The following is a 24448-nucleotide window of genomic DNA, read 5'->3' on the forward strand; positions in this document are numbered from 1 at the left end:
CCATGGACCAGGGACCACCACCCGCCGTACAGGCGGAAGGCGTCGTCAAACGCTTCGGGCCGACCGTGGCGCTCGACGGGGTGAAGCTCACGGTGCGGCCCGGCGAGTCGCACGCACTCGTCGGACGCAACGGCGCGGGCAAGTCGACGCTGGTCAGCGTGCTGACCGGACTCCACAGAGCGGACGCGGGCACGGTCACCTTCGGCGGGGAGCCCGCGCCCGCCTTCGGGGACACCACGGCCTGGCAGTCGAAGGTCGCCTGCGTCTACCAGAAGTCCATGGTCGTCCCCGACCTGACCGTCGCCGAGAACCTCTTCCTCAACCGGTTCGACGACAACGCCCGCTGGATCAGCTGGGGGCGGCTTCGCAAGCGCGCGGAGCAGCTCCTCGCCGAGTACGGCGTCCAGGTCGACCCGAACACCCGGGCCCGCGATCTCGCGGTCGAACAGCGGCAGTTCGTCGAGATCGCCCGGGCGCTGTCCTTCGGCGCCCGCCTGATCATCCTCGACGAGCCGACCGCACAGCTCGACGCCCGCGGTATCGGCCGGCTCTTCGACAAGCTCCGTGAACTGCAGGACCAGGGAGTGGCGTTCCTCTTCATCTCCCACCATCTGCAGGAGGTGTACGAGCTGTGCACGGCGGTCACCGTCTACCGCGACGCCCGCCACGTGCTGACAGCCCCGGTTGCCGACGTCACGAAGACGGAACTGGTGGCGGCCATGACGGGCGAGAAGTCCGCAGGCGCCGTCGCCTGGCACGCGGCCGGCACCGCCACACCCCCCGACCCGGCTGCGGAGCCCGTCCTGCGTACCGAAGGGCTCGCCCTGGAGGGCCGGTTCGAACCGCTGGACCTCCAGGTGCGCCCCGGTGAGGTGCTCGGTCTCGCCGGCTCCGCGGCCAGCGGCAACACCGCGCTGGGCGAGGTGCTGGCGGGCATGCGCAAGGCGGACGGCGGTACGGTCCGGGTGCGCGGCCGAGCCGTCCGCTCGGGCAGCGTGCCGCACGCCCTGGCCGCCGGGATCGGCTACATCCCCGAGGACCGGCACGACCAGGGCCTCGTCCTGGAGCGCAGCGTCGCCGAGAACGCCACCCTCACGGTCACCGACCAGCTCGGCCCGTGGGGGACCGTACTGCCCTCCCGTACACGGGAGTTCGCCCGGGGCATGATCGAATCGCTGGACATCAAGACCCAGGGACCGGAGCAGCCCGTCTCCGGACTCTCCGGCGGCAACCAGCAGAAGGTGGTGGTCGCCCGCGCACTGGCCCGCAAGCCCGGCGTGCTGGTGGCGGTCCGGCCCACCGCGGGCGTGGACATCAAGTCCAAGGACTCGCTGCTCGGGGTGGTCCGGCGGGTCGCCGACGAGGGCAACGCCGCAGTCGTCGTCTCGGACGAGCTGGACGATCTGCGGGTCTGCGACCGGGTCCTCGCCCTGTTCCACGGGCGGGTCGTCGCAACATTCGCAAGCGGGTGGTCCGACGGGGAACTCGTCGCCGCCATGGAAGGTGTGGGGGAAAGGGAATGACCGGCACGATACGGCCGTCGACGGCCGACGACATCAACGGGGTACTGAAGGGCGGTGCGGGCGAGGACGGTCCGCTGAGCCGGCTCAAGCTGATCCGGTGGAGCGACTTCTCCCTGGTGCCGGTGATCCTGGTGCTGATGCTGATCGGCTTCATCGTCTCGCCGGTCTTCCTCACCTCCGACAACCTGATCAGCGTCGTCCAGCAGTCCTCCGAGCTGAGCCTGCTGGTCCTGGGCCAGGCGCTGATCCTCATCTGCGGCCGGATGGACCTCTCGCTGGAGTCGACGATCGGCATCGCGCCCGTCGTCGCCATGTGGCTGGTGCTGGACTCCGAGGGCGGCCGCTTCGCCGGCCTCGGACTGTTCCCCAGCTGGTCGGCGATCCCGCTCTGTCTGCTGGTCGGACTCGTCATCGGCGCCGTCAACGGCTTCCTGATGCTGAAACTGCGGGTCAACGGCTTCATCGCCACACTCGGCATGCTGACGATGCTGCGGGGCCTCCACATCGGCATCACCGAGGGCAAGTCCATCACCGACGTCCCGGAGTCCTTCCGCTACCTCGGCAAGACCTCGTGGTTCGGTGCGCCGGCCGCGGTCTGGATCTGCCTGCTCCTCTTCGCGATCGGCGGGGCGGCCCTGGCCTGGCTGCGCCACGGACGCTCGCTGTACGCGATCGGCGGCAACCCGGAAGCGGCACGCGCCGCCGGTATCCGCGTCGACCGGGTCACCTGGATCGTGCTCGCCATCGGCGGTCTGCTGGCCGCGTTCGCGGGCATCCTCTACACCGGCCACTACGGGGCGGTCGCCGCGACCCAGGGCAACGGCTGGATCTTCCAGGTGTTCGCCGCGGCCGTGATCGGCGGCATCAGTCTCAAGGGCGGACGCGGCACGCTGTTCGGTGCGCTGACCGGCGTACTGACACTGCAGCTGGTGGTCAACGTGATGACGCTCGGCGGCGTCCCGGCGCTGTGGAACCAGTTCCTCAACGGCGCCATCATCATCGTCGCCCTGGTCATCTCCCGCTTCGCGAGCGGCGAGAAGCAGGACTGAACCTCTCGGTCCTCGGACGCCGGACCGGCTGTTTCAAGCCCGTCCGGCGTCCGAGGACCGGGGTCCGGGTCACAGCCCCGGGGTCACAGCGTCGAGCGCAGCCACTGCTCCACGCTCGCCACATGCACCGTCGCCCACGCCCGCGCGGCCTCCGCGTCGCGGTCCCGCAGCGCCGAGACGATCGCCCGGTGCTCGTGGAGCGTGCGGCTCACCGCGTCCTCCTGGGTCAGCCCGCGCCAGACCCGCGCCCGGGTCGTCGGACCCGAGAGGCCGTCGAGCAGCGAGCAGAGCACCGAGTTGCCGGACGACTGCACGATGCCGCGGTGGAACTCCAGATCGCAGGCCACCAGCTCCTCGACCGAGGGGCGCTCGCCCAGCGCGTCCAGCTGGGCGCTCAGCACGTCCAGCTGCTCCTCACTGATCCGGCTCGCCGCCATCGCGGTCGCGGCCGGCTCCAGGATCCGGCGCACCGCCAGGAACTCCAGCACCGTGTCGTCCCGGTGGAAGTCCACGACGAAGCTCAGCGCCTCCAGCAGCAGCTGCGGGTCGAGACTGGTGACATACGTGCCGTCGCCCTGGCGCACATCGAGAATGCGGATCAGCGACAGCGCGCGTACCGCCTCCCGCAGCGAGTTGCGGGACAGGCCGAGCTCCGCGGCGAGTTCGCTCTCCTTGGGGAGACGATCGCCGGGCCGTAGCGCACCCGAGACGATCATTCCCTTGATCTTCTCGATGGCCTCGTCAGTGACAGCCATGGGCGACCTCCAGACATCCGATGTATCGCCCCATTATGCGTCTCCGGAGGCGGCCGGTGCGCTCTTCGGGCCGACCTGTGCGACGACTGTCCGGCAATGCCGTGCCGATACGCCCGGTTCCGTACGGCAGAGTCCGAAACGGCCCCACGTGAATCGGCACACACGGACGGGGGCGGCGTCCGCCCGGATGCCGCCCCCGTCCGTGTGTGCGTCAGTTCTTGCGGTCGCCGAGCAACGACTCGACACCCGCCCGGATCTCGTCCGTCGCCAGACCCCGGATCGTCAGCGTGGTCCGGCGCCGCAGCACGTCGTCCGCGGTCTCGGCCCACTCGTGGTCCCGCGCGTAGGCGACCTGAGCCCAGATCTCCGGCGCGTCCGGGTGGATGCGCTTCGCGAGCTCCGGGTTCTCGTTGGCCAGCCGGGCGATGTCGAAAGACAGTGAACCGTAGTGCGTGGCCAGGTGCCGTGCCGTGTCTGCGGACATCCGCGGACCGGGTGTGCCGCCGTCGATCAGGAGGCGGTGGGCGACCGCGTTAGGGTTGGCGATCCCCGGCAGGGGCAGCTTCTTCGGCAGCCTGGCCATCGGCTCCATGTCCTCGGCCAGGGGGTGCCCGGGGAGCGCGGCCAGCTTGTTCATCACCGTACGGCCGATGTGGCGGAACGTCGTCCACTTGCCGCCCGCGACCGACAGCATCCCGCCGCGGCCCTCGGTCACGACCGTCTCGCGCTTGGCCTTGGAGGTGTCACCTGGCCCGCCCGGCAGCACCCGCAGCCCGGCGAAGGAGTACGTGATCAGATCGCGCGACAGCTGCTGGTCCTTGATCGAGAACGCCGCCTCGTCCAGGATCTGCGCGGTGTCCTGCTCGGTCACCGCGACGTCCGCCGGGTCGCCCTCGTACTCCTCGTCCGTCGTGCCGAGCAGCAGCATGTCCTCCCATGGCAGGGCGAAGGTGATGCGGTACTTGTCGATCGGCGTGGCCAGCGCGGCCTTCCAGGGACGGGTGCGCCTGAGCACCAGGTGCGCGCCCTTGGACAGACGTATCGACGGGGCCGCGTCCGGGTCCTCCAGCTTCCGCAGGTGGTCGACCCACGGGCCCGTGGCGTTCAGCACCAGCCGTGCGGTGACGCCGAACTCGGTGCCGTCCGTGCGGTCCTCCAGGTCGGCGCCCGTCACCCGGCCCCTGGTGAACCGCAGCCCGGTCACCGCCGCGTGGTTGAGGACGGTCGCCCCCGCCTCGACGGCCGCGCGGACCGTCATCAGCGCCATCCGCGCGTCGTTCATCTGGTCGTCGCCGTACACCGCGACGGCCTTCAGGTTGTCCGTACGCAGCTCGGGCACATCGCGCTGCGCCTTCGCCGGGCTGATCACATGGCCGACGCCGTCACCGAAGGCGGACAGCGCCGAGTACGCGAACACGCCCGCGCCGAGCTTGGCCGCACCGTGCGGCCCGCCCTTGTAGACGGGGAGGTAGAAGGTGAGCGGGTTGGCCAGGTGCGGGGCCACCTGACGCGATACCGCACGGCGCTCGAAGTGGTTCTCCGCGACCAGCTTCACCGCGCCGGTCTGCAGGTAGCGCAGACCGCCGTGGAGCAGCTTGGAGGAGGCGGAGGAGGTGGCGCCGGCGAAGTCGCCGGCGTCCACCAGGGCCACCCGCAGCCCGGACTGCGCGGCGTGCCAGGCGGTGGAGATGCCCAGAATGCCGCCACCGATCACCAGGAGGTCGTACGTCGCCTTGGAAAGCTGCTCCCGGGTCTCGGCACGGCTCGGAAGGGAGCCGGAGGCCGGATGCGTCCCGAGGGCGGGGACGCTCTGCAGGGTGGTCATGTTGTCTACTCCTCGTCTTCGATCCAGCCCATGGTCCGTTCCACGGCCTTGAGCCAGCTCTTGTACTCGCGGTCGCGGGTGTCCGCGTCCATGCGGGGGGTCCACTCGGCGGCCCGGCGCCAGTTGGCGCGCAGCGCGTCGGTGTCGGGCCAGAAGCCGACGGCCAGGCCGGCGGCATAGGCGGCGCCGAGGCAGGTGGTCTCGGCGACCATCGGGCGCACCACGGGGGCGTCCAGGAAGTCGGCGAGCGTCTGCATCAGCAGGTTGTTGGAGGTCATTCCGCCGTCGACCTTGAGCGCGGTCAGCTCGACGCCGGAGTCCTTGGTCATGGCGTCGCTGATCTCGCGGGTCTGCCAGGCGGTGGCTTCCAGCACGGCACGGGCGATGTGCGCCTTGGTGACGTAGCGGGTGAGACCGGCGATGACACCGCGGGCGTCGGGGCGCCAGTACGGGGCGAACAGGCCGGAGAAGGCCGGTACGAAGTACGCGCCGCCGTTGTCCTCGACCGACGAGGCCAGGGTCTCGATCTCGGCCGCGGACTGGATCAGGCCCATCTGGTCGCGCATCCACTGCACCAGCGAACCGGTGACGGCGATCGAGCCCTCCAGGGCGTAGACCGGCTTCTGGTCGCCGATCTGGTATCCGACCGTGGTCAGCAGCCCGTTGTAGGAGTTGACGGGCGTCTCGCCGGTGTTCATCAGCATGAAGGTGCCGGTGCCGTACGTCGACTTGGCCTCGCCCTCGGCGAAACACGTCTGGCCGAACAGCGCGGCCTGCTGGTCACCGAGCGCGGAGGCGACCGGCACGCCGTCGAGCACGCCGCCCTTGGCGTTGCCGTACACCTCGGCCGAGGACCGGATCTCGGGCAGCAGGGCCGCCGGGATGTCCATGGAGGTGAGGATCTTGTCGTCCCACGTCATGGAGTGCAGGTTCATCAGGAGCGTGCGCGAGGCGTTGGTGACGTCGGTGACGTGGACACCGCCTTCGGTGCCGCCGGTCAGGTTCCAGATGACCCAGGAGTCCATGGTGCCGAAGAGGATGTCGCCGCGCTCGGCGCGCTCGCGCAGTCCCTCGACGTTGTCGAGCAGCCAGCGGACCTTGGGCCCGGCGAAGTACGAGGCGAGCGGCAGCCCGGTCTCGCGGCGGAAGCGGTCCTGGCCCACGTTGCGGCCGAGCTCCCTGCAGAGCGCGTCGGTGCGGGTGTCCTGCCAGACGAGGGCGTTGTGGACGGGCTCACCGGTGTGCTTGTCCCAGAGCAGCGTGGTCTCGCGCTGGTTGGTGATGCCGATCGCCTTCACATCGGCGGAGGTGATGCCGGCCTTGACGATGGCGCTCGCCACGACCTCCTGGACGTTCTCCCAGATCTCGGTCGCGTTGTGCTCGACCCAGCCCGGCTTCGGGAAGATCTGCTCGTGCTCCTTCTGGTCGACCGAGACGATCCGGCCGTCCTTGTCGAAGACGATGCAGCGGCTGGAGGTGGTGCCCTGGTCGATGGCCGCGATGAACGGCCCGGTGCCGTGGGTGCCGGTGGTGTGTGCGTCGGTCACGGTGTGCTCCCGGAAGTCTGTGTGGTCTTGGGGGTGACGGCTCTGGGCCCTGCGGCTCACGCGAAGGCGAGGTTGTAGAGCCCGCCCGCGAGCGCGCCGCCGATGAGCGGTCCGACGACCGGGATCCAGGCGTAACCCCAGTCGGATCCGCCCTTGTTCGGCAGCGGAAGCAGCGCGTGCACGATACGCGGACCGAGGTCGCGAACCGGGTTGATTGCGTAGCCCGTCGGGCCGCCGAGCGAGAGGCCGATGGAGACCACCACCAGCGCGGTGATCAGTGCGCCGAGCGTGCCGAGGCCGTTGCCGTCGGCGTTGAGGCCCTGGGTGAGGATCGCCAGGACCAGCACGACCGTGGCGATGACCTCGGTGACGACGTTCTGCACGGCGTTGCGGATCTCGGGACCCGTGGAGAAGATGCCGAGCACCGGTCCGGCCTTGGGGGCCGCGGCCTTGTCGACCATGCCCTCCTCACCCGTATGGGCGCTCAGGATCTCCGGATCGGTGAGATGGGCCCGGAACTGTCCGTAGTAGGCCAGCCAGACCAGCGCCGCGCCGATCATCGCGCCGAACAGCTGGGAGACCAGATACAGCGGAACGTCGCTCCACTTGGTGCCGCCCTCGATCGCCAGACCGAGGGTGACAGCCGGGTTGAGATGCGCTCCGGACACGCCGCCGACCATGTACGCGCCCGTCAGCACCGCGAAGCCCCACCCGAAGGTGATGGCGAGCCAGCCGGCGTTCCGTGCCTTCGAGCGCTTCAGCGTGACGGCGGCACAGACACCGCCACCGAGCAGGATGAGTACGGCGGTACCGATGGTCTCGCCGATGAAGATGTCGGAGCTGGACACCCGCGACTCCTTTGTCCTTCGTCCAGGTAAGCCGAACCCCGGGTCCCTCCGGTGGTCCGCCGCCCTCGTGTGGGGGCTTGCCGGCCTTGGCACTGTCACACCCTAACGCTTGTTTCCGTTAGCTGTTCGACAATGCCGACCGGTGAACGGCAGTGTTTCTCCCAGGCGAACGAGGCGTCAAGGGTTGTGTGTTCTATAACTCGATCGTTACCGATGATCCCGCAGGGTGCTCAGAAGCGCCTGGCGCCCAGATCCCGGGAGACCGCGCGGGCGCAGTCCCGTACCGCCGCCACCAGCTCGGGACGCAGCTCGCCGTCCGCGCACACCCGTTCCACCGCACCGGTCACGGCCACGGCTCCCACCGGCATCCGGCGCCGGTCGTGGATCGGGGCGGCCACCGCGGCCACTCCTTCCCAGGTCTCCTCCATGTCGGCCGCCCAGCCCCGCGCGCGGATCAGTTCGAGCATCGACTCGAACTCCTCCGGATCGGTGACGGTGCGGGGCGTGAAGGGCTGCCGCTCGCACTCCAGGGCCTCGGTGTGGGCCACCGGGTCGTAGGCCGCCAGGACCTTGCCCAGGGCCGTGGAGTGCAACGGCTGCATGGCTCCGACCTCCAGCACCTGACGGCTGTCGTCGGGCCGGAAGACGTGGTGGACGATCAGGACGCCCTTCTGGTGCAGGACGCCGAGGTGGGTGCTCTCGCCGCTGGAGCGGGCCAGGTCGTCCGTCCAGACCAGCGCGCGGGCCCGCAGCTCGTGGACGTCCAGATAGCTGTTGCCCAGGCGGAGCAGCTCGGCCCCCAGCTGGTAGCGGCCGGACGCCTCGTCCTGCTCGACGAAGCCCTCGTGCTGGAGCGTGCGAAGGATGCCGTGTGCGGTGCCCTTGGCCAGGCCCAGGGCGGAGGCGATGTCGGACAGCCCCAGCCGTCGCTCGCCGCCCGCCAGGAGACGCAGCATCGCGGCCGCCCGCTCGAGCGACTGGATGTTCTTGGCCATCGCGCCGTACTCCTCCACCTTGGTTCGACAATGCTGAACACTATCGGTCGATGCCGACCCATGCTCGGTCGCAAGAGAATTCTGCGGCACTCCGACAGCCCGGACAGCCGCTGAACGGCATGCCGTCCGATTCGTGGGACAGAGTGACGTCTCGGGACGCCGCCCGGCTACCCTGGCCGGGTGCGCCTTCCGCCGAAGCCGCAAAGCCGACAGCCGTCGCATCCCAGGGAGTACATCCATGGCCTCGTCGCCGACCCCTTCCGCCGACAGCCGGAACCGAGCCGCAGCCCTCCGCGAGGCGCTCGCCACCCGAGTCGTGGTGGCCGACGGTGCCATGGGCACCATGCTCCAGGCACAGGACCCCACGCTGGAGGACTTCGAGAACCTCGAAGGCTGCAACGAGATCCTGAACCTCACGCGCCCCGACATCGTGCGCTCCGTGCACGAGGAGTACTTCGCGGTCGGGGTGGACTGCGTGGAGACGAACACCTTCGGCGCGAACCACTCGGCGGCCAACGAGTACGAGATCGCCGACCGGATCTTCGAACTGTCCGAGGCGGGCGCCCGCATCGCCCGCGAGGTCGCCGACGAGTTCGGAGCGAAGGACGGCCGCCAGCGCTGGGTCCTCGGCTCGGTGGGTCCCGGCACCAAGCTGCCGTCGCTCGGCCACATCGCGTACGACGTGCTGCGGGACGGCTACCAGCAGAATGCCGAGGGCCTGCTCGCCGGCGGCTCGGACGCCCTGATCGTGGAGACCACGCAGGACCTGCTGCAGACCAAGTCCAGCCTCATCGGCGCGCGCCGGGCGATGGACGCCCTGGGCGTCGACGTGCCGCTGATCTGCTCGCTCGCCTTCGAGACGACCGGCGTCATGCTGCTCGGCTCCGAGATCGGCGCCGCGCTGACCGCCCTGGAGCCGCTGGGCATCGACCTGATCGGGCTGAACTGCTCGACGGGCCCGGCCGAGATGAGCGAGCACCTGCGCTATCTGGCCCGGCACTCCCGTACACCGCTGATGTGCATGCCGAACGCGGGCCTGCCCGTGCTGACCAAGGACGGCGCGCACTTCCCGCTCGACCCCGAGGGGCTGGCGGACGCGCAGGAAGCCTTCGTGACCGACTACGGCCTCTCCCTGATCGGCGGCTGCTGCGGGACGACGCCCGAGCATCTGCGCCAGGTCGTCGAGCGGGCCCGCGACCTCACCCCCGCGGTCCGCGACCCGCGACCCGAGCCCGGCGCGGCCTCCCTCTACCAGACCGTGCCGTTCCGCCAGGACACCTCGTACCTCGCGATCGGCGAGCGTACGAACGCCAACGGGTCGAAGAAGTTCCGCGAGGCCATGCTGGAGGCCCGCTGGGACGACTGCGTCGAGATGGCCCGCGACCAGATCCGCGAGGGCGCGCACATGCTCGACCTCTGCGTCGACTACGTCGGCCGTGACGGTGTCGCCGACATGAAGGAGCTGGCCGGACGGTTCGCCACGGCCTCCACCCTGCCGATCGTGCTGGACTCCACCGAGCTGCCCGTGCTGCGTGCCGGACTGGAGAAGCTCGGCGGGCGCGCGGTCCTCAACTCCGTGAACTACGAGGACGGCGACGGCCCCGAGTCGCGGTTCGTCAAGGTCACCCAGCTGGCCGCCGAGCACGGCGCCGCGCTGATCGCGCTGACCATCGACGAGGAGGGCCAGGCCCGCACCGTCGAGCACAAGGTCGCCATCGCGGAGCGGCTCATCGAGGACCTGACCGGCAACTGGGGCATCAGCGAGTCGGACATCCTCATCGACTGCCTCACCTTCACGATCTGTACCGGGCAGGAGGAGTCCCGCAAGGACGGCATCGCCACCATCGAGGCCATTCGCGAGCTGAAGAAGCGCCACCCCGACGTCCAGACCACGCTGGGCCTCTCCAACATCTCCTTCGGCCTGAACCCGGCGGCCCGCGTCGTCCTGAACTCCGTCTTCCTCGACGAGTGCGTGAAGGCCGGTCTCGACTCCGCCATCGTGCACGCCTCGAAGATCCTGCCCATCGCCCGGCTGGAGGAGGAGCAGGTCAAGGTCGCCCACGACCTGATCCACGACCGCCGCGCCGAGGGCTACGACCCCCTGCAGAGGCTCATGGAGCTCTTCGAGGGCGTCAACATGAAGTCGATGAAGGAGGGCAAGGCCGAGGAACTCCTCGCACTGCCGCTCGACGAGCGCCTCCAGCGCCGGATCATCGACGGCGAGAAGAAGGGGCTTGAGGCCGACCTCGACGAGGCCCTGCAGACCCGTCCCGCTCTCGACATCGTCAACGACACCCTGCTGGAAGGCATGAAGGTCGTCGGCGAGCTCTTCGGCTCCGGCCAGATGCAGCTGCCGTTCGTGCTCCAGTCGGCCGAGGTCATGAAGTCCGCGGTGGCCCATCTGGAGCCGCACATGGAGAAGTCCGACGCGGAGGGCAAGGGCACCATCGTCCTGGCCACCGTCCGCGGCGACGTCCACGACATCGGCAAGAACCTCGTCGACATCATCCTGTCCAACAACGGCTACAACGTCGTCAACATCGGCATCAAGCAGCCCGTCTCCGCGATCCTGGAAGCCGCTGACGAGCACAAGGCGGACGTCATCGGGATGTCCGGTCTCCTGGTCAAGTCCACCGTGATCATGAAGGAGAACCTCCAGGAGCTCAACCAGCGCAAGCTGGCGGCCGAATACCCGGTCATCCTCGGCGGCGCGGCCCTCACCCGGGCCTACGTGGAGCAGGACCTGCACGAGATCTACGAGGGCGAGGTGCGCTACGCCCGCGACGCCTTCGAGGGGCTGCGCCTGATGGACGCGCTCATCGGGGTCAAGCGCGGCGTCCCGGGTGCCGCCCTCCCCGAGCTCAAGCAGCGCCGTGTGCCCAAGCGCGACACGGCCGTGCCGGAGGCCGAGGAGCCGGAGGAGGGCGTCCGCTCCGACGTCGCCGTCGACAACCCCGTCCCCACCCCGCCGTTCTGGGGGAGCAGGGTCGTCAAGGGCATCCAGCTCAAGGAGTACGCCTCCTGGCTCGACGAGGGCGCCCTCTTCAAGGGCCAGTGGGGCCTCAAGCAGGCCCGCGCCGGCGACGGACCGACTTACGAGGAACTGGTCGAGACCGAGGGCCGTCCGCACCTGCGCGGCTGGCTCGACAAGCTCCACACCGAGAACCTCCTCGAAGCGGCCGTCGTCTACGGCTACTACCCCTGCGTCTCCAAGGGCGACGATCTGATCCTGCTCCACGAGGACGGCTCCGAGCGCACCCGCTTCACCTTCCCGCGCCAGCGCCGCGGCCGCCGCCTGTGCCTCGCGGACTTCTTCCGTCCCGAGGAGTCCGGCGAGACGGACGTCATCGGCCTCCAGGTGGTCACCGTCGGCTCGAGGATCGGCGGCGAGACCGCCAAGCTCTTCGAGGCCAACTCCTACCGCGACTACCTGGAGCTGCACGGACTGTCCGTCCAGCTCGCCGAGGCCCTCGCCGAGTACTGGCACGCCCGGGTCCGCTCCGAGCTCGGCTTCGCGGGCGACGACCCCGCCGACGTCGAGGACATGTTCGCGCTCAAGTACCGGGGCGCGCGCTTCTCCCTCGGTTACGGTGCGTGCCCGGACCTGGAGGACCGGGCGAAGATCGCCGACCTGCTTCAGCCGGAGCGGATCGGGGTCCACCTGTCGGAGGAGTTCCAGCTCCACCCCGAGCAGTCCACCGACGCGATCGTCATCCACCACCCCGAAGCGAAGTACTTCAACGCGCGGTAAGGAGCCGTTCAGCGCGCGGTAGCAGCACGAGTCGTACACTGGTCGGTCCAGTGCAGGCCGGTCGCCCTCCCTCCGGGAAAGGCGGCCGGCCTTCTCGTCCCTCATGGAAGGTGTGCCGGATGACCAGTACGATCCCCGTGTCCCTGACCCGTACGGCCGAGGGTGCCGCCCTGCAGGCCGTCTTTCTCGACATGGACGGCACCCTGGTCGACACCGAGGGCTTCTGGTGGGATGCCGAGGTGTCGGTCTTCGCGGATCTGGGGCACCGGCTGGACGAGGCGTGGAAGGACGTGGTCGTCGGCGGCCCGATGACGCGCAGCGCCGGGTACCTCATGGACGTCACCGGTGCGGACGTCACCCTCGACGAACTGACCGTGCTGCTCAACGACCGTTTCGAAAAGCGCATCGCCGACGGAGTGCCGCTGATGCCGGGCGCCGCGCGGCTGCTGGCGGAGCTGGCCAGACACGAGATCCCCACCGCCCTCGTCTCCGCCTCGCACCGGCGCATCATCGACCGGGTCCTGGAGTCGGTGGGCCGTCACCACTTCGCGCTCACCGTGGCGGGCGACGAGGTCACCCGTACGAAGCCCCACCCGGAGCCCTATCTCACGGCCGCGAGCGGTTTCGGGGCCGATCCCCGGCTCTGTGCCGTCATCGAGGACACCGCGACCGGGGTGGCCGCCGCGGAGGCCGCGGGGTGCCGGGTGGTCGCCGTACCGTCCGTGTCGCCGATCGCGCCGGCCGACGGCCGGGTGGTCGTCGGTTCGCTCGAAGAAGTCGATCTCGCATTTCTCAGGGGCCTGGTCACTGGAATGCGGTGATCTGCGCACCGAGAGTATTTCTGTGAATGAATGGAAAAGCTCTCGCGTGCGACCGTGAGTTTTGTGTCGCACCCCGGTGTCGATAAGGCGAGTGCATGTCAATTCGCAAAGCCGTCCACCGCGTGACCCTCATCACTCATTCGGTGATCGAAGAGTCTCTGGAATCTGCCGCGGTGTCCGCCGGGTGCGCCCAAGTGTCCCGATTGATGAATGCGTGTACGAATCATTCCCGGAGCAGGGAATCGACTTGCCGTTGATTTCCGGTTGCCCCGACCGACTGTGGCTCGGTACCGGTCCGGCAATGGCGACCGCGCCTACTAATGTCGTTTTCTCCATGACCGTACGAGGGAGAACGCGCACGATGAACCGCAAGACTCTGGTGCTGCCGGCCGTCGTCGGCCTGCTCGCCCCCGTACTCGCCGCCTGCGGCGTGTCGGACGGCGGGGGCGATGGCAACAGCGCCATTGTGGTCGGCACCACGGACCAGTTCGTCGCCTCCAAGGACGCCCCCGCGCCTCTCGACCCCGCCATCGGCTACGAGGCGGGCGTCTGGAACGTACTGCGGCAGACGGTGCAGACGCTGATGCACATCCCGCGCAGCGGCGGCCAGCCGGAGCCGGAGGCCGCCGAGAGCTGCCGCTTCACCGACATGGCGAACGAGAGCTATCGCTGCAGGCTGCGCGGCGGGCTGACGTTCGCGAACGGCAGCCCGGTCACGGCCGAGGACGTCAAGTACTCCATCGACCGCGTGATCCGGATCAAATCCGCGAACGGTCCGGTGGCGCTGCTCAACAACATCGACACCGTGGAGACCAAGGGCGAACGCGAGGTCATATTCCACCTCCGGACTTCGGACGCGACGTTCCCGTACAAACTCGCGACACCGTCCGCCGGAATAGTCCAGCGCGACAAATACCCGGCGACCACGCCGCGCAGCGGATTTCAGGTGGACGGATCGGGTCCCTACACCATGAAGCCGGAAGTGAGGAACGGCCGCGTGGAGAAGGTCGTCTTCACCAGGAACCCCCGCTACAAGGGGGACCTCAAGGTGCTGAACGAGAAGGTCGAACTGGATTCCTTCCCCGATGCCACCGCCATGGGAAAGGCGCTCGACGACAAGAAGATCGACATGATGACGCGCACCATGGCGCCGAAGCAGGCCCAGCAGATGCTGGAGCACCCCAAGGACGGCATCAAGCTCACCGAGATGCCCGGCCTCGCCATCCGGTACCTCGGCTTCGACACCAAGGACCCCGCCGTGAAGAACAAGGCGGTCCGCCAGGCCATGGCCCAGATCATCGATCGCGGTGAAATCGCGAGCGAGGTGTACGGCACCACGGCCGAGCCGCTGTACTCACTGATCCCGTCCAGCATCACCGGCCACACGAACTCGTTCTTCAACAAGTACGGCGAGCCCAGCGCCGCCAAGGCCGCCGCCATCCTGAAGCGCGCCGGGATCGACACCCCGGTGAGGTTCACCCTGAACTACACGAGCGACTACTACGGCGAGGCCACGGCCGACGAGTTCGAGACGCTGAAACGGCAGCTCAACGGCACCGGACTCTTCGACGTCACCGTCAAGGGCACCCCCTGGGCGAAGTACCGTCCCGCCGAGGTGCGCGGCGACTACGCCGTGTACGGCATGGGCTGGTTCCCCGACTTCCCGGACCCGGACAACTACACGGCGCCGTTCCTGGACAAGGACAACTTCCTCAACTCGCCCTACCGGTCGGCCGCGGCCCAGAAGTCACTCATCCCGGAATCCCGCCGCGAGGCCGACCGCAGTGTCACCGCCAAGACCTTCCAGCAGCTCCAGGACATCGTCGCCGAGGACGTCCCCGTCCTTCCCCTCTGGCAGGGCAAGCAGTACGTCGCCTCCCGCGAAGGCCTCACCGGTGTCGAATGGGCGGTCACCTCGTCCGCCGACATCCACCTCTGGGAGCTCGGCAGCGGTACCGGCTGAACCGACGCCACGCCGCCCCGGGCCGCCTACCCCTCACCGGGTCACTGGGCGCCGGGGCGCACCAGCCCGCTCTCGTACGCGTACACCGCGGCCTGCACCCGGTCGCGCAGCCCCAGCTTCGTCAGCACATGCCCCACATGCGTCTTGACCGTGGTCTCGCTGACGAACAGATCGGCGGCGATCTCCGCGTTCGACAAGCCGCGTGCCACCAGCTTGAGGACCTCCACCTCACGGTCCGTGAGCGTGTGCAGAGTGTCCGGCACCTGCTCCTCGCCGGACGGCAGATGGTCCGCGTACTTGTCGAGCAGCCGGCGCGTGATGCTCGGGGCCAGCATCGCCTCGCCGCCGGCGACCACCCGGATCGCCTGCACCAGCTCATTGGCCGGGGCGTCCTTCAGCAGGAAGCCGCTGGCGCCGGCGCGGAGCGCCTCCACCACGTACTCGTCGAGGTCGAACGTGGTCAGCACCAGCACCTTCGCCGGGCCGTCCCGGCCCGGACCTGTGATCTGACGCGTCGCCTCGACACCGTCCATCCGCGGCATCCGGATGTCCATCAGCACCACGTCGGGCTGCAGCGCGCGCACCTGATCGAGGGCCTGGAGGCCGTCACCGGCCTCGCCCACCACCGCGAGATCGCCCTCCGCCTCCAGGATCATCCGGAAGCCGGTGCGCAGCAGCGGTTGGTCGTCGACCAGTAGGACGCGGATTGCCACGGGATCTCCTCAATGTCCTTCAAGGGCCTCAGGCCGGCCGGCCTCAGCCCGGACCGGGTCCATTCTGCCCTGGACATCCTGCGTCGGTTCCGCCGGCCGCACCGACAGCGGATAGATCGGGGGAGTCCCGCCGAATTCGGGACAGAGTGCCTGGTGATCGCACCAGCCGCACAGCTTCGTCGGCCGGGGCCGCCACTCACCCGTCTCCGTGGCCAGTGAGATCGCGTCCCACAGCGCCAGCAGCTTGCGCTCCACCCGCTCCAGGTCGGCCACCACCGGGTCGTACGTCATCACGTCGCCGCTGCCGAGGTAGACCAGCTGGAGCCGGCGCGGCACCACACCCTTGAGCCGCCAGATCACCAGTGCGTAGAACTTCATCTGGAACAGCGCGCCCTCCGCGTACTCCGGACGCGGCGCCTTTCCCGTCTTGTAGTCCACGATCCGGACCTCGCCCGTGGGTGCCACGTCGATCCGGTCGATCACCCCGCGCAGCCGCAGCCCCGAATCCAGCTCGGTCTCGACGAACATCTCCCGCTCGGCCGGCTCCAGGCGCGTCGGATCCTCCAGCGAGAACCAGCGCTCCACCAGCCGCTCCGCCTCCGACAGCCACTTCGCGAGCCGCTCGCCCTCCGGATCCTCGGCGAACAGCTCCGACAGCTCCGGCTTCGACTCCAGCAGCCGGTCCCACTGGGCCGGGATCAGCGACGTGGCCCGGTCCGGCGTGCGCTCCGCCGCGGGATTGTCGAAGAGCCGCTCCAGCACCGCATGCACCAGCGTGCCCCGGGTAGCCGCCTCACTGGGCTTCTGCGGCAGCTTGTCGATGACACGGAAGCGGTACAGCAGGGGGCACTGCATGAAATCGCTCGCCCGCGACGGCGAAAGGGACGAGGGCGGCTGGGGCGGCCGCGGTACTGAGGTCATGACGAAGACCCTACGACCCGCCACTGACACCAATCGGCATACCATCGACCACAGACCCTCGAACACTGCATGATCGTGCCGAAAGCGGCACCGACCGAAGGGACCTCGTGGACGAGAGCGGCAACAGCGGGCGGCCGCAGCCCGGCGCAGGGGGCAAGGCCCCCGGCGACGGCCCGGACAAGGGCACACCGGGACGCGGGGAAGAGCCCGGAGGCGGCATCCTCATGGGCCGCCCCTTCGGAGTGCCCGTCTACGTAGCACCCAGCTGGTTCGTCGTGGCAGCCCTGATCACCTGGGTCTTCGGCGGCCAGCTCGACCGCGTGCTGCCCGAGCTGGGCGCGGCGCGCTACCTGGTCGCCCTCTTCTTCGCGATCGCGTTCTACGCCTCCGTGCTCGTCCACGAACTCGCGCACACGGTCGTCGCCCTGCGCTACAAACTCCCGGTCCGCCGCATCCAGCTCCAGTTCTTCGGCGGCGTCTCCGAGATCGAGAAGGAATCCGAGACCCCCGGCCGCGAATTCGTTCTCGCCTTCGTCGGCCCGCTGCTCTCCCTCGTCCTCGCGGGCGTCTTCTACGTGCCGATGAAGTTCGTCGAAGCCGGCACCGTGCCCGGCGTGCTGCTCGGCGGGCTGATGATCTCCAACCTCATCGTCGCCGCGTTCAACCTCCTGCCCGGTCTCCCGCTCGACGGCGGCCGGATGCTCCGCGCCGTCGTGTGGAAGATCACCGGCCGCCCGATGAGCGGCACCGTCGCCGCCGCCTGGGTGGGCCGCGCCCTCGCCGTCATCACCCTCATCGGTCTGCCCCTGCTCACCCACACCGGTGCCCTCGGGGCCGGCGACCGCGACATCAGCGGCATGGACACCGTCACCGACGCCCTGCTCGCCGCGATCCTCGCCGCCATCATCTGGACCGGTGCGGGCAACAGCCTGCGCATGGCCCGGCTCCGCGAGCACCTTCCCGACCTGCAGGCCCGCACCCTCACCCGGCGAGCCGTCCCGGTCGAGGCCGACACCCCGCTCTCCGAGGCCCTGCGCCGGGCCAACGAGGCGGGCGCCCGCGCCCTCGTCGTCGTCGACGCGACCGGCGAACCCACGGCCGTCGTCCGGGAGACCGCCATCGTCGCGGTCCCCGAACACCGTCGCCCCTGGGTCGCCGTCAGCGGTCTCGCCCAGGACCTCACCGACGGCATGAAGGTCTCCGCCGAACTCGCGGGCGAGGCCCTCCTGGACCGGCTCAAGGCCAGCCCCGCCACCGAGTACCTCGTCGTCGAGGACACCGGTGAGATCTACGGCGTGCTGTCCACCGCCGACGTCGAGCGTGCGTTCGTGGCCGCCATGGCCCGCCCCGCCGCCTGAGAGGTCACCCGAGCCCGTCGGCCGTGCCCGGACAGGCGGTCGGAGCCCCGGGAAACACCGGTACGCTGGTCACATGTCTGAACCGACCGGTGCCGCCCGCCGACGTGGGCCCTTCAAGGTCGGGGACCAGGTCCAGCTCACGGATCCCAAGGGACGCCACTACACCTTCACGCTCGAAGCCGGAAAGAACTTCCACACCCACAAGGGTTCTTTCTCGCACGACGAGCTGATCGGTGCTCCCGAGGGCAGTGTTGTCCGTACCACGGGGAACGTCGTCTACCTTGCGCTGCGCCCCCTGCTCCCCGATTACGTCCTGTCCATGCCCCGCGGCGCCGCCGTGGTCTACCCCAAGGACGCGGGTCAGATCCTGGCCTTCGGCGACATCTTCCCCGGCGCCCGCGTCGTGGAAGCCGGCGTCGGATCCGGCGCACTCTCCACGTTCCTGCTCCGCGCCATCGGCGAGCACGGCATGCTGCACTCCTACGAGCGCCGCGAGGACTTCGCCGAGATCGCCCAGCAGAACGTCGAGCGCTACTTCGGCAGCCCGCACCCCGCGTGGCAGCTCACCGTCGGCGACCTCCAGGACAACCTCACGGAAACCGACGTGGACCGCGTCGTCCTGGACATGCTCGCGCCCTGGGAGTGCCTGGACGTCGTCTCCAAGGCGCTCGTCCCCGGCGGCATCCTCTGCGCGTACGTCGCGACCACCACCCAGCTCTCGCGGACGGTCGAGTCCATCCGCGAGATCGGCTGCTTCGCCGAACCGCAGCCCTGGGAGTCGATGATCCGGAACTGGCACGTCGAGGGTCTCGCCGTCCGCCCGGACCACCGCATGATCGGCCACACCGGATTCCTCGTCACCGCCCGCCGGCTGGCCGACGGAGTCCAGGCCCCGCCGCGCCGCCGCCGCCCCTCCAAGGGCGCCTACGGCGAGGACTACACCGGCCCGGGCAGCCAGAGCGGCTCCGCCCGCGACTGAACCAGGGGCGCGGCCTTCGCCGCGCGCCCCGGCATGCCGGCGCCGCCGCCGAGTTCCCGGACCGACCCGGGAACTCGGCGGCGGCGCCTTTCCGTTGCCCGAGTGCGGCGGACGGACCGGGAACGGGATCGCGGCGACCCCACCGTTCCACTGCCGTGTGAGGTGTGGCACGATGCTGGCCACCCTCATCCCGCCGCAGACGTCCCGCCGAGGGCACCGCCATTTCCGGCATCCCGCACCACAGGAACCACAGGAGACATCCCGCGTGCAGACCTCCGCGCTCCCGGACCTCGCGCACACCGGCACCAGGCCGATCCACTGGCTCGCCACCGCGGCAGCCATGGCCGCCGTCGTCGCGGCAGCCGGTCTGCTCCAGCCCGACGCGAGCGCCTCGGCCTCCACCACCCCGCACCGCACCGTGGCGCAGCACGGAGCGGCACCCGTAGCCGCCCCCGACCCGGCCCGTGCGGACTTCCCCCTGGAATGCGGCGGGGCGGACCACACCGTGGCCAAGGAAGCCCCCGGCGACCTCGACGGCGACGGCCGTCCGGAAACCGTCGCGGTGGTCCACTGCGCGGCCGGATCGGGAACCCCGCCCAGCGGCGTCTACGTCCTCACACAGGGAAGCGGGGCCGCACCACGGATCGTCGCGACCCTGGTGGACCCCGCCCAGAAGCTCAGCGTGGGTGACTTCGCGGTGCGTGACGGCATCATCTCCGCCACGCTCTTCGGCTACTCCTCGCCCTCGGTTCCCTCCTGCTGCCCCGACGAGCAGGAGAAGGCCACCTGGCAGTGGCGGAACGGCGCCTTCACGCGAAGCAGTCAGCCGGAGGACCCCGCCGGCGCCGGCGTCTGACCGTCACCCGGCGTGATCCTGTCCGTCCGGGACCGCGGTCAGGCGGCCTCGGGCCCGAAGACCTCGACCCTGTCCGAAACGCGCCGTACATGGATGCAGTCGCCCGGGCACTCCTTGGCCGAGTCGACCACGTCCTGAAGGATCGGCAGCGGGACAGGCGTGGTCGCGCCCTTGTCCTGGAGCAGCTCGTCCTGATCGCTCTTCACATACGCGAGGCCGTCGATGTCCAGCTCGAAGACCTCAGGGGCGTACTGCACACAGATGCCGTCCCCCGTGCAGAGGTCCTGGTCGATCCAGACCTCCAGGTCCTGCGTCTCGCCACCGGTGGGAGCGTCCTGCTGCACGGTCATTTCTCCTGCCGTTCCTGCGTATCCGAACCAAAAAAAGCCAGCCCTGAAGGGTGTTGAACACTTCGACGATACAACCGGCCGCTTTCGAAGGTTGAAGGGTGGGTATTCACCTGACACGAGGGAGAGGGCGCAAGGGTGAAGATCGGACACGCCCCGCAGTCTTTGTGATCTAGGGGTTTCAATCATCACCCACCCAGGTAGGGTCAGGAAGCGTCCAGCTCCCCTTGGAGGAGGTGAGGACCGTGGCAGCCCACGACGACGACATCAACCGCGGCATCCGGCCCGGGCGAGGGTCCGATGACCCAGCCGGCCAGGTCGCCTATCTTGAGCAGGAAATCGCCGTCCTGCGACGTAAGCTCGCCGACTCTCCGCGGCATACGAGGATTCTCGAAGAGCGGATCGTCGAGTTCCAGACCAACCTTGCAGGCGTGTCCGCACAGAACGAGCGGCTCGCCGCCACACTCCGCGAGGCCCGCGACCAGATCGTGGCCCTCAAGGAAGAGGTCGACCGGCTCGCGCAGCCACCGGCCGGCTTCGGTGTGTTCCTGCAGGCCAACGAGGACGGCACCTGTGACATCTTCACCGGGGGCCGCAAGCTCCGGGTGAACGTCAGCCCCAGCGTCGAGCTCGGGGACCTCCGGCGCGGTCAGGAGGTCATGCTCAACGAAGCGCTCAACGTGGTCGACGCCATGGAATTCGAGCGGGCCGGGGACATCGTCACCCTCAAGGAGATCCTTGAGGACGGCGAACGCGCCCTGGTGGTCGGGCACACCGACGAGGAACGGGTGGTGCGGCTCGCCGAGCCGTTGCTGGACATCACCATCCGCCCCGGCGACGCCCTGCTGCTCGAACCCAGGTCCGGCTACGTCTACGAAGTCGTCCCCAAGAGCGAGGTCGAAGAGCTCGTCCTCGAAGAAGTCCCGGACATCGACTACAACAAGATCGGTGGACTGGGCGACCAGATCGAGCTCATCCGGGACGCGGTCGAGCTCCCCTACCTTCACCCGGACCTCTTCAAGGAGCACGAGCTGCGGCCGCCGAAGGGCATCCTGCTCTACGGTCCGCCCGGCTGCGGCAAGACACTCATCGCCAAGGCCGTCGCCAACTCCCTTGCCAAGAAGGTCGCCGAAGTCACCGGCCAGCCGGCCGGGAAGAGCTACTTCCTCAACATCAAGGGTCCGGAGCTCCTCAACAAGTACGTCGGTGAGACCGAGCGGCATATCCGCCTGGTCTTCCAGCGTGCCCGTGAGAAGGCGAGTGAGGGTACCCCCGTCATCGTCTTCTTCGACGAGATGGAGTCCCTCTTCCGCACCCGGGGATCGGGCGTCAGCTCGGACGTGGAGAACACCATCGTCCCCCAGCTGCTCGCCGAGATCGACGGCGTCGAGGGCCTGGAGAACGTCATCGTCATCGGCGCCTCCAACCGCGAGGACATGATCGACCCCGCGATCCTGCGACCCGGCCGACTCGATGTGAAGATCAAGATCGAGCGTCCGGACGCAGAGGCCGCGAAGGACATCTTCGCGAAGTACCTCACGCCCTCGCTGCCCCTGCACGCGGACGATCTGGCCGAGCACACCGGCTCCAAGGAGGCCGCGGCTCACGCCATGATCCAGTCGGTCGTCGAGCGGATGTACACCGAGTCCGAGGAGAACCGCTTCCTCGAGGTCACGTACGCCAACGGCGACAAGGAAGTCCTCTACTTCAAGGACTTCAACTCCGGCGCGATGATCCAGAACATCGTCGACCGGGCCAAGAAGATGGCCATCAAGGCATTCCTCGAGCAGGGCCAGAAGGGCCTGCGCGTCTCCCACCTCCTCCAGGCCTGCGTGGACGAGTTCAAGGAGAACGAGGACCTGCCGAACACCACCAACCCGGACGACTGGGCCAGGATCTCCGGCAAGAAGGGTGAGCGGATCGTCTTCATCCGCACACTCGTCACCGGAAAGCAGGGCGCGGACACCGGTCGTTCCATCGACACGGTGGCGAATACCGGGCAGTACCTCTAGAACGCGGACCGGCTGCGGATGCCCGGCCGGGCATCCGCAGCCGGTTGCTTTCCGGACAGCTCCCACGACACCGCAGTAATGACGTAATTGATCTCCCCACCGGCACAGAGGCGCTCTAGGCTCTGGCGTACCGCCCGGTCGCGCAGTGCGGGAACGGGCGAACCGCGCGCACCGGAAAAGCAGCGGTACTTGAGCGCCGCCCCGGAAGGGAGCGCCGCCGGGCAAGGAGGGCCGCATGACCGTACGGCGAGTAATGGGCATCGAGACCGAGTACGGGATCTCCGTGCCCGGCCACCCCAACGCCAATGCCATGCTCACCTCGTCCCAGATCGTCAACGCCTACGCGGCGGCGATGCACCGGGCGCGCCGTGCCCGCTGGGACTTCGAGGAGGAGAATCCGCTGCGCGACGCGCGAGGCTTCGACCTCGCCCGTGAGACCGCCGACTCCAGCCAGCTCACCGACGAGGACATCGGCCTGGCCAATGTCATCCTCACCAACGGGGCGCGGCTGTACGTCGACCACGCGCACCCCGAGTACAGCTCGCCGGAGATCACCAATCCCAGGGACGCGGTCCTGTGGGACAAGGCCGGCGAACGCATCATGGCCGAGGCCGCCGAGCGCGCGGCCCAGCTCCCGGGCGCCCAGCCGATCCACCTCTACAAGAACAACACCGACAACAAGGGCGCCTCGTACGGGACGCACGAGAACTACCTGATGAAGCGCGAGACCCCGTTCTCCGACATCGTGCGCCATCTGACGCCGTTCTTCGTCTCGCGCCAGGTCGTCACCGGCGCCGGACGGGTCGGCATCGGCCAGGACGGACACGAGCACGGCTTCCAGATCAGCCAGCGCGCCGACTACTTCGAGGTCGAGGTCGGCCTGGAGACCACCCTCAAGCGCCCGATCATCAACACACGCGACGAGCCCCACTCCGACGCCGAGAAGTACCGCCGGCTCCACGTGATCATCGGAGACGCGAACCTCTCGGAGATCTCCACCTACCTCAAGCTGGGCACCACCTCGCTGGTCCTCTCCATGATCGAGGACGGCTTCATCAACGTCGACCTGGCCGTCGACCAGCCGGTGCGCACCCTGCACCAGGTCTCCCACGACCCGGACCTCCAGCAGCTGATCACTCTGCGCAGCGGCCGGACACTCACCGCTGTCCAGCTCCAGATGGAGTACTTCGAGCTGGGCCGGAAGTACGTGGAGGAACGGTACGGCGCGGACGCCGACGAGCAGACCAAGGACATCCTGATCCGCTGGGAGGACACGCTCAACCGGCTGGAGAACGACCCGATGAGTCTGTCCCGTGAGCTGGACTGGATCGCCAAGCGGGAGCTCATGGAGGGCTACCGCCGTCGCGACAACCTGGACTGGGACGCGGCCCGCCTGCACCTGGTGGACCTGCAGTACGCCGACGTACGGGCCGAGAAGGGCCTCTACAACCGTCTGGTGGCCCGCGGCAGGATGAAGCGCCTCCTGGACGAGAACGAGGTCGAGAAGGCCCGTACAGCGCCTCCGGAGGACACCAGAGCGTATTTCCGCGGTCGCTGTCTGGAGCAGTACGCGGACGACGTCGCCGCGGCCTCCTGGGATTCGGTCATCTTCGACGTGCCGGGCCACGACTCCCTCCAGCGGGTTCCCACCATGGAGCCGCTGCGGGGCACCCGCGACCACGTCAAGGCACTCCTGGACCGCTGCCGTACGGCGGAAGAGCTGGTCCGGGTGCTCTCGGGCGGCTGAAAGGGCCGCCGACTGGGAATCATTCCGATGACCTCCGGACGTTGAGACAAGTACCGGGCCAATGTCGGACCCCGTAGGTAGGGTCTGATCAAGTGCTTCGAACCGAGCGGGGTGAGCTATATGGCGACCAAGGACACCGGCGGCGGACAGCAGAAGGCGACGCGCTCCACCGAAGAGGCCGAGGAGCAGGCGCAGGATGCGCAGGGCTCCGAGGACCTCAAGGAGCGACAGGAGAAGCTGAGCGACGACGTCGACGACGTCCTCGACGAGATCGACGATGTCCTGGAGGCGAACGCCGAGGACTTCGTTCGCTCATTTGTGCAAAAGGGCGGGGAGTAACCGGCCGATCAGCGCGGCCACGGCGACTCGGACCGGGCGGACGACTACAGCCGGGTGGGGTACGTCTCCGATCTGACCGCACTGCTCGACCACCTGGAC

Annotated in this window: 19 protein-coding genes; 11 read left to right on the plus strand and 8 right to left on the minus strand. The window is 68.9% G+C overall.

All coding sequences use genetic code 11. The annotated features are described in order from the left end of the window. The first annotated feature begins 2 nt into the window (after nucleotides 1-2). On the plus strand, nucleotides 3-1523 hold the full coding sequence (locus ABT025_RS11635; RefSeq protein WP_350992559.1) for a sugar ABC transporter ATP-binding protein: 1521 nt from the start codon (nucleotides 3-5) through the stop codon (nucleotides 1521-1523). Beyond that, a complete protein-coding gene (locus ABT025_RS11640) occupies nucleotides 1520-2572 on the plus strand; it encodes an ABC transporter permease (protein WP_350992562.1) in 1053 nt (350 codons plus the stop codon). Before ABT025_RS11635 ends, ABT025_RS11640 begins: the two co-directional genes overlap by 4 nt. An 83-nt stretch (nucleotides 2573-2655) precedes the next feature. On the opposite strand, the gene ABT025_RS11645 is transcribed toward ABT025_RS11640, so the two are convergent. From ABT025_RS11645 to ABT025_RS11665, 5 genes are all read right to left on the minus strand, one after another. After that, on the minus strand, nucleotides 2656-3327 hold the full coding sequence (locus tag ABT025_RS11645; RefSeq protein WP_350992564.1) for a FadR/GntR family transcriptional regulator: 672 nt from the start codon (nucleotides 3325-3327) through the stop codon (nucleotides 2656-2658). Between the two features lie 211 nt (nucleotides 3328-3538). Beyond that, entirely contained in the window at nucleotides 3539-5152 is a 1614-nt protein-coding gene (locus tag ABT025_RS11650; protein ID WP_350992566.1) for a glycerol-3-phosphate dehydrogenase/oxidase, read from the minus strand. A gap of 5 nt (nucleotides 5153-5157) precedes the next feature. Further along, the gene (glpK, locus tag ABT025_RS11655; RefSeq protein ID WP_350992568.1) at nucleotides 5158-6699 is read right to left on the minus strand and encodes a glycerol kinase GlpK; all 1542 of its coding nucleotides are present in this window, start codon (nucleotides 6697-6699) and stop codon (nucleotides 5158-5160) included. 56 nt (nucleotides 6700-6755) lie between these two features. Then, a complete protein-coding gene (locus tag ABT025_RS11660; protein ID WP_350992570.1) occupies nucleotides 6756-7547 on the minus strand; it encodes an MIP/aquaporin family protein in 792 nt (263 codons plus the stop codon). A 230-nt stretch (nucleotides 7548-7777) separates the two neighbouring features. Further along, a complete protein-coding gene (locus ABT025_RS11665; RefSeq protein WP_350992572.1) occupies nucleotides 7778-8542 on the minus strand; it encodes an IclR family transcriptional regulator in 765 nt (254 codons plus the stop codon). 238 nt (nucleotides 8543-8780) lie between these two features. On the opposite strand from ABT025_RS11665, the gene metH reads away from it, so the two are divergent. From metH to ABT025_RS11680, 3 genes are all read left to right on the plus strand, one after another. After that, complete coding sequence (gene metH, locus ABT025_RS11670) at nucleotides 8781-12293, plus strand: methionine synthase (RefSeq protein ID WP_350992574.1); 3513 nt, start codon at nucleotides 8781-8783, stop codon at nucleotides 12291-12293. 119 nt (nucleotides 12294-12412) lie between these two features. Further along, nucleotides 12413-13114, plus strand: coding sequence for an HAD family hydrolase (locus tag ABT025_RS11675; RefSeq protein ID WP_350992576.1), 702 nt, complete (start codon nucleotides 12413-12415; stop codon nucleotides 13112-13114). A 361-nt stretch (nucleotides 13115-13475) separates the two neighbouring features. Next, nucleotides 13476-15077, plus strand: coding sequence for an ABC transporter substrate-binding protein (locus tag ABT025_RS11680; RefSeq protein WP_350992578.1), 1602 nt, complete (start codon nucleotides 13476-13478; stop codon nucleotides 15075-15077). 41 nt (nucleotides 15078-15118) lie between these two features. On the opposite strand, the gene ABT025_RS11685 is transcribed toward ABT025_RS11680, so the two are convergent. Both ABT025_RS11685 and ABT025_RS11690 read right to left on the minus strand, forming a co-directional pair. Then, the gene (locus tag ABT025_RS11685; protein WP_350992581.1) at nucleotides 15119-15790 is read right to left on the minus strand and encodes a response regulator; all 672 of its coding nucleotides are present in this window, start codon (nucleotides 15788-15790) and stop codon (nucleotides 15119-15121) included. A 9-nt stretch (nucleotides 15791-15799) separates the two neighbouring features. After that, entirely contained in the window at nucleotides 15800-16645 is an 846-nt protein-coding gene (locus ABT025_RS11690; RefSeq protein ID WP_350992600.1) for a RecB family exonuclease, read from the minus strand. A gap of 173 nt (nucleotides 16646-16818) precedes the next feature. On the opposite strand from ABT025_RS11690, the gene ABT025_RS11695 reads away from it, so the two are divergent. The 3 genes from ABT025_RS11695 to ABT025_RS11705 all read left to right on the plus strand — a co-directional run bounded on the left by ABT025_RS11695 (nucleotide 16819) and on the right by ABT025_RS11705 (nucleotide 19904). Continuing rightward, on the plus strand, nucleotides 16819-18069 hold the full coding sequence (locus ABT025_RS11695) for a site-2 protease family protein (RefSeq protein ID WP_350992583.1): 1251 nt from the start codon (nucleotides 16819-16821) through the stop codon (nucleotides 18067-18069). A gap of 73 nt (nucleotides 18070-18142) precedes the next feature. After that, nucleotides 18143-19048 (plus strand): tRNA (adenine-N1)-methyltransferase, encoded by a 906-nt coding sequence (locus tag ABT025_RS11700; RefSeq protein WP_350992585.1) that lies wholly within the window; start codon nucleotides 18143-18145, stop codon nucleotides 19046-19048. Nucleotides 19049-19313: 265 nt separating this feature from the next. Further along, entirely contained in the window at nucleotides 19314-19904 is a 591-nt protein-coding gene (locus ABT025_RS11705) for a hypothetical protein (RefSeq protein WP_350992587.1), read from the plus strand. A 38-nt stretch (nucleotides 19905-19942) separates the two neighbouring features. Here ABT025_RS11705 and ABT025_RS11710 read toward each other — a convergent pair whose 3' ends face one another. Further along, entirely contained in the window at nucleotides 19943-20254 is a 312-nt protein-coding gene (locus ABT025_RS11710) for a ferredoxin (protein WP_350992589.1), read from the minus strand. Between the two features lie 242 nt (nucleotides 20255-20496). Here ABT025_RS11710 and arc point away from each other — a divergent pair, with 242 nt between their 5' ends. The 3 genes from arc to ABT025_RS11725 all read left to right on the plus strand — a co-directional run bounded on the left by arc (nucleotide 20497) and on the right by ABT025_RS11725 (nucleotide 24349). Then, nucleotides 20497-22263, plus strand: a complete 1767-nt coding sequence (gene arc / locus ABT025_RS11715; RefSeq protein WP_350992591.1) for a proteasome ATPase — start codon at nucleotides 20497-20499, stop codon at nucleotides 22261-22263. Between the two features lie 235 nt (nucleotides 22264-22498). Continuing rightward, on the plus strand, nucleotides 22499-24010 hold the full coding sequence (gene dop / locus ABT025_RS11720) for a depupylase/deamidase Dop (protein ID WP_350992593.1): 1512 nt from the start codon (nucleotides 22499-22501) through the stop codon (nucleotides 24008-24010). A 120-nt stretch (nucleotides 24011-24130) separates the two neighbouring features. After that, entirely contained in the window at nucleotides 24131-24349 is a 219-nt protein-coding gene (locus ABT025_RS11725; RefSeq protein WP_018556149.1) for a ubiquitin-like protein Pup, read from the plus strand. The last annotated feature ends 99 nt before the right edge of the window (nucleotides 24350-24448 follow it).

This window comes from Streptomyces sp. NPDC002809 (assembly GCF_040295435.1).
Taxonomy (GTDB): Bacteria; Actinomycetota; Actinomycetes; order Streptomycetales; family Streptomycetaceae; genus Streptomyces.

Excerpts from the sequence above, each read along its gene's own strand:
- ABT025_RS11635 (WP_350992559.1), top strand. The coding sequence starts at position 3 with ATGGACCAGGGACCACCACCCGCCGTACAGGCGGAAGGCGTCGTCAAA.
- ABT025_RS11640 (WP_350992562.1), top strand. The coding sequence starts at position 1,520 with ATGACCGGCACGATACGGCCGTCGACGGCCGACGACATCAACGGGGTA.
- ABT025_RS11645 (WP_350992564.1), bottom strand. The coding sequence starts at position 3,327 with ATGGCTGTCACTGACGAGGCCATCGAGAAGATCAAGGGAATGATCGTC.
- ABT025_RS11650 (WP_350992566.1), bottom strand. The coding sequence starts at position 5,152 with ATGACCACCCTGCAGAGCGTCCCCGCCCTCGGGACGCATCCGGCCTCC.
- ABT025_RS11665 (WP_350992572.1), bottom strand. The coding sequence starts at position 8,542 with ATGGCCAAGAACATCCAGTCGCTCGAGCGGGCGGCCGCGATGCTGCGT.
- metH (WP_350992574.1), top strand. The coding sequence starts at position 8,781 with ATGGCCTCGTCGCCGACCCCTTCCGCCGACAGCCGGAACCGAGCCGCA.
- ABT025_RS11675 (WP_350992576.1), top strand. The coding sequence starts at position 12,413 with ATGACCAGTACGATCCCCGTGTCCCTGACCCGTACGGCCGAGGGTGCC.
- ABT025_RS11680 (WP_350992578.1), top strand. The coding sequence starts at position 13,476 with ATGAACCGCAAGACTCTGGTGCTGCCGGCCGTCGTCGGCCTGCTCGCC.
- ABT025_RS11690 (WP_350992600.1), bottom strand. The coding sequence starts at position 16,645 with ATGCAGTGCCCCCTGCTGTACCGCTTCCGTGTCATCGACAAGCTGCCG.
- ABT025_RS11700 (WP_350992585.1), top strand. The coding sequence starts at position 18,143 with ATGTCTGAACCGACCGGTGCCGCCCGCCGACGTGGGCCCTTCAAGGTC.
- ABT025_RS11710 (WP_350992589.1), bottom strand. The coding sequence starts at position 20,254 with ATGACCGTGCAGCAGGACGCTCCCACCGGTGGCGAGACGCAGGACCTG.
- dop (WP_350992593.1), top strand. The coding sequence starts at position 22,499 with ATGACCGTACGGCGAGTAATGGGCATCGAGACCGAGTACGGGATCTCC.
- ABT025_RS11725 (WP_018556149.1), top strand. The coding sequence starts at position 24,131 with ATGGCGACCAAGGACACCGGCGGCGGACAGCAGAAGGCGACGCGCTCC.